Annotated in this window: 14 protein-coding genes; 12 read left to right on the top strand and 2 right to left on the bottom strand. The window is 69.9% G+C overall.

Translation table 11 applies throughout. The features are described from left to right. Positions 1 to 14: 14 nt before the first annotated feature. The 5 genes from JNB_RS11735 to JNB_RS11715 all read left to right on the top strand — a co-directional run bounded on the left by JNB_RS11735 (position 15) and on the right by JNB_RS11715 (position 4,607). Positions 15 to 845 (top strand): glycerophosphodiester phosphodiesterase family protein, encoded by an 831-nt coding sequence (locus JNB_RS11735; RefSeq protein ID WP_237700650.1) that lies wholly within the window; start codon positions 15 to 17, stop codon positions 843 to 845. Positions 846 to 855: 10 nt separating this feature from the next. Beyond that, a complete protein-coding gene (locus tag JNB_RS11730) occupies positions 856 to 1,329 on the top strand; it encodes an ATP-binding protein (protein ID WP_009776687.1) in 474 nt (157 codons plus the stop codon). Positions 1,330 to 1,430: 101 nt separating this feature from the next. Continuing rightward, entirely contained in the window at positions 1,431 to 2,327 is an 897-nt protein-coding gene (locus JNB_RS11725; protein WP_040883743.1) for a DUF5926 family protein, read from the top strand. Beyond that, positions 2,327 to 3,136, top strand: coding sequence for a glycosyltransferase (locus JNB_RS11720; protein WP_009776685.1), 810 nt, complete (start codon positions 2,327 to 2,329; stop codon positions 3,134 to 3,136). Before JNB_RS11725 ends, JNB_RS11720 begins: the two co-directional genes overlap by 1 nt. Next, on the top strand, positions 3,117 to 4,607 hold the full coding sequence (locus JNB_RS11715; RefSeq protein ID WP_148232395.1) for a hypothetical protein: 1,491 nt from the start codon (positions 3,117 to 3,119) through the stop codon (positions 4,605 to 4,607). The genes JNB_RS11720 and JNB_RS11715 overlap by 20 nt, the downstream gene beginning before the upstream one ends. Here JNB_RS11715 and JNB_RS11710 read toward each other — a convergent pair. Then, the gene (locus tag JNB_RS11710; protein WP_009776683.1) at positions 4,534 to 6,735 is read right to left on the bottom strand and encodes a hypothetical protein; all 2,202 of its coding nucleotides are present in this window, start codon (positions 6,733 to 6,735) and stop codon (positions 4,534 to 4,536) included. The genes JNB_RS11715 and JNB_RS11710 overlap by 74 nt on opposite strands. 97 nt (positions 6,736 to 6,832) lie before the next feature. Between JNB_RS11710 and JNB_RS11705 the strand changes: the two genes are divergently transcribed. Genes JNB_RS11705 through JNB_RS11695 form a run of 3 tightly spaced genes read left to right on the top strand, consistent with a single transcriptional unit; the run spans position 6,833 to position 8,823 of the window. Further along, entirely contained in the window at positions 6,833 to 8,152 is a 1,320-nt protein-coding gene (locus tag JNB_RS11705; RefSeq protein ID WP_009776682.1) for a glycosyltransferase 87 family protein, read from the top strand. A gap of 9 nt (positions 8,153 to 8,161) precedes the next feature. After that, positions 8,162 to 8,422, top strand: coding sequence for a type II toxin-antitoxin system VapB family antitoxin (locus tag JNB_RS11700; RefSeq protein ID WP_009776681.1), 261 nt, complete (start codon positions 8,162 to 8,164; stop codon positions 8,420 to 8,422). Between the two features lie 2 nt (positions 8,423 to 8,424). Then, complete coding sequence (locus tag JNB_RS11695; protein ID WP_009776680.1) at positions 8,425 to 8,823, top strand: type II toxin-antitoxin system VapC family toxin; 399 nt, start codon at positions 8,425 to 8,427, stop codon at positions 8,821 to 8,823. Positions 8,824 to 8,856: 33 nt separating this feature from the next. Here JNB_RS11695 and JNB_RS11690 read toward each other — a convergent pair whose 3' ends face one another. Beyond that, positions 8,857 to 9,474, bottom strand: a complete 618-nt coding sequence (locus JNB_RS11690; RefSeq protein ID WP_050766706.1) for a TMEM165/GDT1 family protein — start codon at positions 9,472 to 9,474, stop codon at positions 8,857 to 8,859. Positions 9,475 to 9,575: 101 nt separating this feature from the next. On the opposite strand from JNB_RS11690, the gene JNB_RS11685 reads away from it, so the two are divergent. The 4 genes from JNB_RS11685 (at position 9,576) to JNB_RS11670 (ending at position 11,922) form a co-directional block, all read left to right on the top strand. Continuing rightward, entirely contained in the window at positions 9,576 to 9,992 is a 417-nt protein-coding gene (locus tag JNB_RS11685) for a DUF4446 family protein (protein WP_009776678.1), read from the top strand. Then, positions 9,989 to 10,918 (top strand): prephenate dehydratase, encoded by a 930-nt coding sequence (pheA, locus tag JNB_RS11680; RefSeq protein ID WP_009776677.1) that lies wholly within the window; start codon positions 9,989 to 9,991, stop codon positions 10,916 to 10,918. The genes JNB_RS11685 and pheA overlap by 4 nt, the downstream gene beginning before the upstream one ends. A 72-nt stretch (positions 10,919 to 10,990) precedes the next feature. Beyond that, positions 10,991 to 11,245 carry a hypothetical protein gene (locus JNB_RS11675; RefSeq protein ID WP_009776676.1) on the top strand — a complete coding sequence of 85 codons (255 nt, stop codon included), beginning with the start codon at positions 10,991 to 10,993 and terminating at the stop codon, positions 11,243 to 11,245. Between the two features lie 218 nt (positions 11,246 to 11,463). Then, positions 11,464 to 11,922, top strand: coding sequence for an HIT family protein (locus tag JNB_RS11670; RefSeq protein ID WP_009776675.1), 459 nt, complete (start codon positions 11,464 to 11,466; stop codon positions 11,920 to 11,922). The last annotated feature ends 70 nt before the right edge of the window (positions 11,923 to 11,992 follow it).

The raw sequence follows: 11,992 nt of genomic DNA, 5'->3' as shown, positions 1-11,992 counted from the left end.
GCCACCATGGACCCGTGGCCGTTCCGTATCTTGGGGAGAAGCACGAGTCCGAGGGGCGGCCCCGGGTGGTGGCGCACCGAGGGGCGAGTGCCATGCAGCCAGAGCACACGCTCGCGGCCTACACGACGGCCTTCGACCTGGGCGTCGACGGCATCGAGTGCGACGTGCGGCTCACCGCCGACCACCACCTCGTCTGTGTCCACGATCGGCGCGCCGACCGGACGAGCAACGGCAAGGGCGTCATCTCCACCCTGGAACTGGCGCGGCTCGAGGAGCTCGACTGGGCCAGCTGGAAGAAGCTCGATGACGGGAGCGCCAGCGAACAGATGGACCGGGACCCGGACCGCGGCCGGATCCTCACCCTCAACCGGCTGCTCGACTCCCTCACCAGCCAGCGCCAGGAACTCCTCACCCTCATCGAGACCAAGCACCCGACGCGCTACGGCGGACTCGTGGAGCGACAGCTCGTCACGGCCCTGCGCGCCTATGGCCTCACCACCGGCGACCTGACGCAGCTGCCGCACGTGCGCGTCATGTCGTTCTCGCTGTTGGCGCTCGTGCGGATGCGCGGCCTCGCGCCCCAGGTCCCGCTCGTCTACCTCGTCGAGCAGTCCGCGCCCCGACTCTCGTGGGATGGGTCGCTCCCGGTCGGCGTCAACATCGTCGGCCTCGACGTCAAGATCGTGCGCCGCAACCCCTCGATCGTGAAGGCCCACCAGCGTCGCGGCCACGAGGTCTACGTGTGGACCGTGAACCAGCCCGAGGATGTCGAACGCTGTGTCGAGCTCGGTGTCGACGTCATGATCAGCGATCGTCCGCGGGACGTCATGGCGATGCTCGATTAGAGTTCCCGGCGTGACTGCAGCGGACAAGAAGGCCGACGAGCCCAAGCTCGACGAGTTCGGCGGCGCCATCGGGCAGGGTCAGGTCCGCACCATCCGGGCGCCCTGGGGGCCGAGCACGGTCACCCGCGTCCGCAAGGCGGTCGTCGCCGACCTGCGCGCCCGCGACCTCGACGAGGAGACCGTCGATGAGTCCGAGATCGTCGTCTCCGAGCTCATGACCAACGCCATCCGCCATGCCCGCCCGCTCGCCGACGGCTGCCTGCGCGTCCGCTGGAAGGTTCGCGGCGAGGTCGTCGAGGTCGAGGTCACCGACGGTGGCGGCGACAGCGTTCCGAGTCCCGCGCCCGCCGCGGTCTGGGTGTCGAGTGGCCGGGGCCTGCGCATCGTCCGTTCGCTGGCCCACGAGTGGGGCGTCGGCGAGGACAAGGGTGGCCAGACCGTGTGGGCCGCCATGGGCGGACCGAGCCGCCGCCGCGCAACCTGAGCGCAACGTGAGCGCACAGCGTTCGGCGAGCTGACGGCATACCCGGCGAAGTTGCGGACGCAAGGCAGAAGCAGCGGAGCCGCACCACTACGCTGACGGCCATGGGCAAGGCTTCTCGACGACGCAGGACTTCCGACGACTCCGGCGCACCCGCCAAGCGGCAACGCACCGCGGCCGCTCCGTATGTGAACCGCCCCTTCGAGGGGCTGCCGCAGGAGACCGAGTGGGTGGCCATCCGCGAGATCCTGCCCGCCGCGACCGTGGCCGTGAGCTTCGCCGCCGGCAAGGGACCCGAGGGCTCCGACACGGCGACCGTCGCCACCGTCCTGCCCATGGCGTGGCCGGCCCTGCGTCGCGCCGACGGCACCGTTCTCGTCGGCACCCAGTCCGGCTCCACCTCGGGTGACCCGAGCCGCGACCTCGCCGCTCAGCTCTTCGCCGCCGCCGCTGCCGAACCGGGCAGCGCCGTGCAGCACGTCCCGACGCCGACCGTCGACAGCCCCCGGCTGCAGGACGTCCTCGACCTCGACGCTCCGTTCGAGGTCCAGGTCCACGAGGGCTTCGACTTCTGGGTCGACGAGCAGGACCTCGACGACGCGGGCAAGGAATCCCTCGAGCGCGCCAACGAGTCCGTCGTCCCGACCGTGCGCATGGCCGCACTGAAGTCGGCCTACTGGGTCCGCATCGGCGAGCGCACCTACATCCGCCTCGTCCTGCCCGACGACGAGGACACCGCCACCGACGCCCTCGCCCGCCTCCACTCGGCCGGTGAGTCCGGCCTCGGCGACGGCACCCGCCTCCTCGGCGCCTTCCGCGCCTGTGGCCTTCTCGTGCCCGTCTTCGAGGTCCCCGCCGACAGCGAACCTGCCGTCCACGAGGACGCCCTCAAGGCCTTCGGCGACCGGTATGCCGCCGCGCTGGCTTCCGCTGAGTCCCTCACCGCCGATGAACGGCGGGCCCGCTCGGGTCTGCTCAGCCGCCAGGTGACCCTGCGCTGATGGTGGGGGGCGTGGGGACGGACGCACCGACGGGTCGGGCCAACGGCCAGCCGACGCATCGCCGGACGGTCGCGGCCATCATCCCGTGCAAGGACGAGGCCGACCGGATCGTCGCGACCGTCGAGGCCGTGCTCGGACTCGATGGTGTCGACAAGGTCGTCGTCGTTGATGACGGCAGCAGCGACGACACCGCCGCCGTGGCCGATGCTGCCGGAGCCGACGTCATCGTCCACGCCCGCAACTTCGGCAAGGCCGCGGCCCTCGAGACCGGGGTGCGCCACCTGCGCGAGCTCGAGTCGTTCAACGCCATCGACACCCACTCGCCCCGCCACCTCCTCTTCGTCGACGGTGACCTCGAGTCGTCCGCGAGCAACCTGCACGTCCTCCTCCCGCCGGTGCTCGAGGGGCGCGCCGACATGACCATCGCCACGCTCCCGCCCCAGTCCACGGCGGGTGGCGGCCACGGGTTCGTCGTCCGGCTCGCCCGCGACGGCATCAAGAACCTCACCGGGTGGACGGCCAGGCAGCCCCTCTCGGGCATGCGCTGCCTGACCGCTGAGGCCTTCGACGCGGCCAGCCCGCTCGCCCCCGGCTGGGGGGTCGAGGTCGGCCTCACCGTCGACGTCCTCTCCGCCGGACTGCGCGTCGCAGAGGTGCCGTGCGAGCTGCAGCACCGCGTCTCCGGCAAGGACTGGAGCGGACAGGTCCACCGGGCCAAGCAGTACCGCGATGTCTGGCGGGCACTCACCAGGCGCAGGGTGCGCAAGGTCCTCACCGATCGTGCCCCCGGTGTCGCACAACGCTTCTGACGCCAGCGACGTCGCTGGTGTCACCCGAGAACGCGTTCGCCTGGGCCTGCTGGTCGCGTCGTTCGCCCTGCTTCTCGTTGTCGGGCTGAGCCTCCCGCACGCCGCTGCCCCCGACCTCGGCCCTCGCGGCTGGGCGCCGGGCCACCTCCTCCCGTTCACCCTCAGTCCGGCGCTCGTCACCGCAACCATGTGGACGGCATACACGCTGGGAGCAGCGGCGATCGTCCTCGCGGTGACCGGCCAAGGGGGTCGCGAACTCCCCCGCCCCGTCGTCGCGACCCTGGCAGTCCTCGCCGCGCTCGCGACGCCGTTCGGGTCCGGCGACCACGTGAGCTACGCGGCCTATGGGCGCATTCTGGCGCTCGGCGACAACCCCTGGCTGCAGTCACCCAACACCTTCCACGGCGGCACCGACCCGGTCGTCAGCCACGTCGAAGCACCGTGGACCGAGGAGCCCAGCGTCTACGGGCCGTTCGCGACTCTCGTCCAGGGGCTCACCTCACACGGTGGCGGCGAGAACCTGCGGCAGACGGTGTGGCTGTGGCAGCTCATCGTCATCGCCTCGTGGCTCGCGGTGCGCTGGGCGCTGCGGCGCATGCTCCCCGGTCGCGAAGGTCGCATCGACGCGATCTGGACGGCCAACCCCCTCGTCTTCTCCGTCGGCGTCCTCGGCGCACACGTCGACCTGCTCGCCACGGCGCTCGCGATCCTCGCCGTGTGGGCCGCCCACCGGTATGCCGGCCTCGGCGGTGCCGCTGTCGCCGGCACCTTCGCGGCGCTCGCCGTGACGTCGAAGTTCACGTATGCCGTGGTGCTGCTCGCGCTCCTCCTCGCCTTCCAGCACCGACGGTGGGCCCGTGGTGGCGTGCTGCTGGGCTCGACCGTGGTCGTCGTCGGTGCCCTGCAGCTCTGGGCCGGGCCCCACGTCTACGACCAGATCGGGCGGTCGGCGAAGGCGGTGGCCCTGGCGTCGCCGTGGCGCTGGTTCCTCGAGGCGTTCAACGGCGGGGCGACGGTGCGATCGCTCATCTCGACATTGGCGGCAGTCGCGGCCATCGGGTTCGCCTACTGCTTCTTCCGCCTCGCCCGACCCCATCGGGAGACCACCATGGGTGCTCGGGCACTGGCCTGGCTCGTCATCCTCACGGGGGCCTACGCGCTGGCGGCGTCCTACTCGTTGCCCTGGTACGACGTCATCGTCTGGGCGGGACTGCCGGCGGTGAGTGCCGCGGCCGTCGTGGTCGTCGACCTCGTCCTGCTGGCCCGCTTGTGGGTCATGTCGATGGCCTACACGCCGGGGCGAGTGCTCGGCATGACGCCTGCTGTGGAAGACCTCACGATGACCGTCCGGACGCACGTGGCGCCCGCGGTCCTGTTGGCCGTGTGGGTCTGGTTGGTCAGGAGCGCCTGGCGCGACGGGTCCCGGCGACAGCCCGCAGGTCGTCCTGCAGGGTCCGAACCACGACGCTGACGATGAGCGGCACGGCAACCGTCGCGCCGACGGCCGGGATGGCCGTGCCCGAGTCGTTGATGAGGAAGCCGACGGTCAGGGTGATGACGAGGGCCACGAGACCGGCGCGCAGGGTCGGTGCCTTCTCGGTCGCCTTGCCGAGTCCGCGTGATCCCCAGGAGGTCGGCCGCGCCAGGACGTAGATGACGAAGAGGAGTGCGGCCGGCACGAGCAGGGTGAGCGGGGCATTGCCGGTGAGGATGCTCCAGTTCTGCTGGCCCTTGCGAATGACGATGTCGAGGGCGTTGCCGTCGATGATCGCCTGGATGAAGCGACCGAGGTGGCTGCGGTCATCAGCCGGGCGCAGCCAGTCGAGGCCGGCCACGGCAAAGAACAGACCGACGGATCCGAGCCCGATCAACGCGATGCGCTGCCACGTCATCCGCAGGCCGAGGATCGACAGGATGAGATAGGCGATGCCCGGGATGAAGGCCGGTGGGCCGCCACCATCGGCACCCCAGAACGGAGCCCCGTCGATGATGACCGTGCCCACCCCGATGACCAGGACGACGGCCGCCGCCACGCGCGGTCGACGATGGCTCACGAGATAGCTCGACACCGCGGTCGCGAGCAGGATCGACGACGTGGCGAAGAGCGCGAAGGTCACGTTGCCCATCCCGTAGAACCGGCCGCCGACCACCGGCTGCAGGCCCATGAGCGAGGACTGCTGCAGCCTCGAGCCGGTGAGGATGTCCCCGGCGAGCACAGCGACCGTGACGGCCGAGACGAAGGCGAGGGAACCGAGAGCGGCGCGTCCCCACGGACCCCGCAGTGCGGCATACGCGATCAGAGCGACGAAGATGCCGACCGACGCCACGATCGAGACCATCGGGATCGGGAAGCGCCACCACGGCAGGAGGTTCGCGAGGAAGGTCGACGCCGGGACCGACGCCGCCGCGACCGCGATGATGCGCACGATGCCCAGGACCCGGCGGCGGGTGTCGGGGCCGCCGATCTTGCCCTTCCAGACGAGGAGCACGAGGAGGTAGATGACGAGCTGCCCGTAGGCGAACACGCTGAAGAACGGCGGGACGAGGCTGTGCACCTCATGGCTCGCGAGGTCGTAGTCGACGAGCTTCTGCAGCCGGTCGGCCGCGCGCTTCTCGGAGTTGTCGGGGGCCGGGTCGCTCGTGAGGGTCGTGCCGCCGAGGTTGCCGGGGATCGTGATGCCCGTGATGGACATGAGCGTGATCGGCAGGTCCTGCGCCTGGATGAGGCCGGGCTGACGGGTCGACGGGGCGTTGAGCTGGCCCGGCCCGTAGTGCGGGCCGCGCGCCACGGCAAGGCGCAGGCGCTCGGTCACGCCGGCGTCGGACAGGCTCGCGACGATGAAGTCGGCGCCACCCGGGGCGGCGTTGATGATGTCACCGACCTTCTTGTCGATGGCCGAGATCTGGGCCGTGCGACTGCCCTCGGCGGGCTGCTCGCCAGCGGCGAGGTCGGACGGGTCGCGCACGCTGCCCACGTCGACGATCGTCACCGGGCAGGTGTTCATGTCGACGAGGAGGTTCGCGTCGGAGTAGGGGGAGTAGCGATCGACCGTGCCCTCGGGGAGCGCGGCGGCCACTGCGGCACCCGGGCCGACCGGCTTGATGCAGACGTCCGACGTGGCGGCGGCCTCACCGAGCAGGCCGAGCTTGCTGTCGAACTTGCGGTCAGCGGCGGCCTTGACGAACGAGTCCCACCCGGGGACGACGCCGCCCACCGGCTCGCCGATGGGGCTGCACGGGCGGGACTGGACGGAGCCGGTGCCGGTGCGCGGAGCGGAAGCGCGGTTCGCGGCCGACAGTCCGAGCCAGCCGTCGATGGGGCAGGTGTTGGTCTCGACCGATCGCACCGTCATCGCCGCGCTCGAGCCGTCGCGCAGGAGCATCCAGAGGTTGGGCGTCTCCTTCTCGGAGATGTCGGTCCAGGTGATGCCGCCGGTGCCGATGAGGACGGTGGCGCCGAATGGGTCGTGCGGTGCGGCCGGCTCTGTGGCGGTGCGACCGGCTTCTGTGGCGTGGGCCGTGAGGGGCAGCGCGACGACGCTCAGGCCGAGCACTGTCGCAAGGGCGGCGAACAGGGCGGCGAGCGATCGTTTGGACACCTCACGGATCCTACGGGGGGTCCGCGGCGACGACCTGCCGTGGAGGTGAAGGGCGTGTGGAGATCGTGTGTGGCTGGCATACCGACACAATGGCGGGGTGCCCCTGACCAAGCCACGCCCGAGACACATCCCGCTGCGGTGGCAGTGGCCCCTTGCCATCGGCCTCATCGCCCTCGCGGCTGTGCCCGCCGTGCTGCGCTACCTCGTGTTCTGGCCGATGGACCAGTGGCAGGTCGACGTGGAGGTCTATCGCGAGGCCGGGGTGTCGATCCTCACCGGGCGTCCCATCTATGCGGCGATGACCGAGGCTCCGCAGCTGTTGCCGTTCACGTATCCGCCGTTCGCTGCCTTGCTCGCCATCCCTTTGGCCTGGGTGCCCTTCGGTGTGATCGGCTGGCTCTGGACGGCGGCTCAGGTCGCGGCGACCACCGCAATCGTCTGGTATGCCGGGTGGCGGCTCATCCATCGCGCTGGCCCTTGGGTGCCCCTCGCGTTGGCTGCGCTGGTCGCGCCGATGCTGTGGCTGCACCCGGTCTCGGACGGTCTTCGCTTCGGCCAGGTCAACGCGTTCATGGTGCTTGCGTGCCTCATGGACCTGCGGCGGCCGCGACCCGGTCTGCTGAAGCACGTGCCGCCGGGGGTGCTCGTGGGGTTGGCGATGTCGATCAAGCTGACGCCTGGCGTGTTCGTCATCCACTACCTGGTGAACCGTCGTTGGCGGGAGGCTGCGACGGCCGTGGGGACTGCCGTCGGGGTGACGCTCGGGTCGTGGGTGCTGTTGCCGGAGGCGTCGTTCGCGTTCTGGGGTGGCGCGCTGCAGGACCCGGCGCGGTTGGGGCCGAACTTCGGCACGTCGAACCAGTCGATGCGCGGGTTCCTGCTCCGCGTCGGGCCCGAGGGTGGCGTGGGGACCGCGATCTGGCTGGTGCTCGTGCTGGTTGTTGGAGTGTTCGGATTCCGGTTGGCGCGGCAGATGTGGCTGCGGGGCGACTCGATCGGTGAGGTCGCAGTTGTCGGGCTGCTCGCGTGCCTGCTGTCGCCCGTGGCCTGGATCCACCACTACCACTGGATCGTCGTCGTGATCTTTGCGCTGCTGGGGGCGTCGCCGTGGACGCGCTCGCGGGCGGGGGCGTGGTGGCGCTCGCGGCGGTTGGTGGCGGGTGTCGTCATCGGGGTGTGGTTCCTCCTGCGCATGCCGTGGTGGGGCATCACCTATCTCGACCACCCCGAATGGCCCGAGCTCCCGGGCCGCATGCTCCAGAACGCCGACGTCGCCGGTGGGCTCGTGGCCCTCGCGCTCCTCTGGTGGGTCAACCGCGACACCGAGCCTGCGGCGGATGCTCTGGCCGCTGATCTCGACCAGGCAGATTCTTCCTCTGAATCATCCTTTCTTCCTTCGAGGGTGGAATCGGCGTAATCTGGGTGCATGGCGCTCAACATCAAGGACCCCGAGACCGACCGACTGGCGCGCGAACTCGCAGCCGCCACCGGGGAATCCATCACGGTTGCTGCGCGCCGCGCCATCGAAGAGCGGCTGGAGCGAATTCATCACCAGCAGCGCGCGATCAGGCCTGTGGGTGACGACGCGATAGACGGGATCATTGCTCGGGGGCGTGCCCGTCCCGTCCTCGACGCGCGTCCTGTGGATGAAATCCTGGGCTACGACGAGAACGGACTACCGTCCTGACCATGGTCGTCGACACGTCAGCCCTGGTGGCGATCGTCCTGGGGGAGCCTGACGCCGAGTCGTTCAAGGACGCCCTGCGAGCCGCCCCGCCGGGCTCGCTCGTCATGTCGCCGGTCACGGCTGTTGAAGCCGCGATGGTGGTGGAGGCCAGACAGGGCCCCGATGCCGCTCGCGAACTCGAAGGCTTGATCGCGACCCTGTTCCTCCGGATCGAACCCCTGGACGGGGACCAGTCAGCCGCGGCGATCGAGGGATGGCGGCGATTTGGCAAGGGTCGGCATCCCGCCTCACTCAACCTCGGGGACCTCTTCCCTTATGCCCTGGCACGCACCACGGGCGAAGCCCTCCTCTTCAAGGGCGACGATTTCGCCCGGACCGACGTCCGGAGCGCCCTGACCTGACTCAGGCTGGTCAGGTCGGAGAGCCGGGGAAAGTCAGAAGGCGCCGGCGATCTGCAGGACGCTGACGGCCGCGAGGACGAGGCAGACGGTGCCGCCGACGCGACGGATCGTCGAGAGCCTGATCCGCTGAAGCAGCGTCCGGCCGAGCACGGCCGCCAGGCCTGACACGGCGGCGAGCGCGAGGAACGCTCCGATGAACACCGACACGGGGTCGTCGAACCGCAGCACCATCGACGCCGTGAGGATCTGCGACAGATCGCCCCACTCGGCCAGGAAGAGCACCGTGAAGCAGAACGTCACGACCTTCCAGCCAGCGCGCTGCGTGGCGGACGCCTTCTCACCGAACTCCTCCTCGGCCTCGGCCTCCTCCGCGTCGGCCTTGCCCGCGCCGCGGATCAACAGGATCCCGCCGACGAGGAACATCAGCGCGGCGAAAATCTCGATGGGTCGCTTCGGCAGCTGCGACAGCACCCCACCGATGAGGACTGCGACCAGCGTCTGGACGAAGAACGCTGCGACGACACCGATCCACACGAGCAGCGGCCGGAACCGCGTCGACATCACCAGGGTCGCGATGAAGGTCTTGTCCGGAAGTTCGACCACGAAGATCGTCGCGAACACGATGGCGATGGTGGTGAAGTCGATACCCATGATGGCCACGAGCCTACGAGCTCGACCCCGCCGGACCCGGCCCACACCCACGGAACGGGACGCGCCCGCGGGGCGGGAGCACACGGCATACGCTGGCCGTCATGTTCGGGATCAACGCTGGCGAGGGGCTCGTCCTCCTGGTTCTCGTGCTGCTCCCGCTGGCCGTGATCGTGGGTGCGGTCGTCGCGATCGTGCGGCTTCGTGCCCGGGTCCAGCACCTCGAACGGCAGCGACCCGTGGGCGCCGGCGACCTCGAGGCGCTGCGCGCCGACATCGGTCAGGCGCTGCGGCACGTGGCGGTCGTGCGCTACGACGCGTTCGGTGACATGGGTGGCCGGCTCAGCTTCAGCGCCGCCATCGTCGACGACCGGGGAGACGGCGTGGTCCTGTCGTCGATCCACGCGCGGGGCGAGTCCCGGACCTATGCCAAGGGCATCACCGAGGGCGGCTCCGACGCGACCCTCACCCCCGAGGAACAGCAGGCGCTCAGTGCAGCGCGGACAGGAAAGCAGCGATGACCGCCACTCGTTACGGCTACCTCGGACCCGAGGGCACGTTCACCCAGATGGCTCTGTTGTCGTGGGCGGCGTCGCACGGTGGCGAGCAGGTGCCGTTCGGGTCGGTCGACTCGGCGCTGGACGCGTTGCGGCGCGGCGAGATTGACGCGGCCATGGTGCCGATCGAGAACTCGGTCGAGGGTGGCGTGTCGGCGACGCTCGACGCCCTGGCCTCGGGAGATCCGCTCGTCGTCATCGGCGAGGTCAACGTGCCGATCACCTTCGTGTTGGCTGCACGGACGCGTATGCCGCTCGCAGACATCACTGCTGTCGGCACCCACTCGCATGCCTGGGCCCAGGTCCGCGGCTACATGGACGCGAACCTGCCGTCAGCGACCTACGTTCCGACGTTGTCGACGGCCGCTGCTGCTGCAGGCCTGGCCGGTGACGTGGAGCAGGGCTATGACGCGGCGGTCTGCGCGCCGGTGGCCGCAGCCAACCACGGGCTCGAGGTGCTCGCCGAGGACATCGGCGACCGTCTCGGCGCCGTGACGCGGTTCGTGCTCGTGGCTCGCCCGGGTGCGCTGCCCGAGCGGACGGGCGCCGACAAGACGACGGTCATGCTCTTCCAGCGCGACGACCGGGCGGGTGGTTTGCTCGAGCTGCTGGAGCAGTTCGCCGTGCGCGGCATCAACATGACGCGGCTCGAGTCGCGCCCCACCAAGTCCACGCTCGGGTCCTACTGCTTCTCGATCGACTTCGAGGGGCACGTGTTGGACGAGCGGGTCGGCGAGGCGCTCATGGGGCTCAAGCGGGTGTGTGCCGAGGTGCGCTTCCTCGGCTCCTATCCGCGTGAGGACGGTGCCCAGGTCCAGGTCGCGCCGCTCACCGGCGACGAGGACTTCAGCACGGCCCGCACCTGGCTGCACTCCCTCCGCCGTCCCTGACCCGAGCGTCCCAGCGTTGCGAACCCACCCAATAGGACGGTTCGGGACGCGGTCGGCACCTAGTCTGGCGAGATGGAGCCGATGCCGACGCTGGAGGGTGCTGTGTATCCGCCGCGGGTCGACCCACCGACGTGGTCCGATCGCCACCCGCGGCTCGTGATCGCGCTCCGGCTCATACCCGCTGTGGCGATGATGATTGCGTCAGTCCTCTGGCTGAAGAGAGACGGCTTCAGTTGGCTGTGGACGATCTCGCTGGCTGCATGGGCGAGCAACTTCGGCTACCACCTCGCCAAGCTCGAGCGGCCCGACACAGCTGAGCCGTCCTAGTCAGACTTCTGCGCGGCTGGCGCGAGGGGCGCAGAACGTGGCCAGACGCGCTGCCATGGGAGCGCGGTTCGTCACCTTCTGCGCCCCTGGAGCCGCGTGTCCCGAACCTGCCATGGGATGGAGACGGGTGCCGACCGTTGAGGCTGCTGGATGCGGCGGCCGCGGGCTGAACGACGCCGATCTGCCGGTATGCCGTGTGCTGTGCCTAGGGTGCTCGAATGACGTCACCCCATCTCGTGCCCGGCTGCTACCCGTGCGATCGCGAGGCGGCCGCTGATCTGCCTCCGGGTGAGGACATCGTGAACACCGACCACTGGCGGGTCGCGCACGCCTTCAACAGCACTTTGCCGGGGTGGCTCGTCCTGGTGCCTCGGCGACACATGACGTCTTTCACAGCACTGACCGCCGAGGCCGCGGGGGAACTTGGTGGGTTGATCCATCGACTCAGCGGTGCCCTCGAGAGCGTGACCGGGTGCTCCAAGACCTATCTCATGCAGTTCTCCGAGGCCGAGGGCTTCTCTCACCTCCACCTCCACCTGGTGCCTCGCATGCCCGAGCAGCCGCAGGACGCCAAGGGACCCAAGGTGTTCACCTACCTCGTCGACGACGAGGCCCAGTGGCTGCCGGAGACCCAACGCGACGAGATGGCTCTCAAACTGCGCGCAGTTCTGGCCTGACGCCTGACGCCTGACGCCTGACGCCTGACGCCTGACGCCCGAACTGCCGAAGGTCGAAGTTCTGCGCGGC

The organism is Janibacter sp. HTCC2649 (assembly GCF_000152705.1).
In the GTDB taxonomy this organism is placed as follows: domain Bacteria; phylum Actinomycetota; class Actinomycetes; order Actinomycetales; family Dermatophilaceae; genus Knoellia.
Note: the sequence above shows the minus strand (reverse complement) of the source record. Positions and strands in the feature narration are given on the sequence as shown.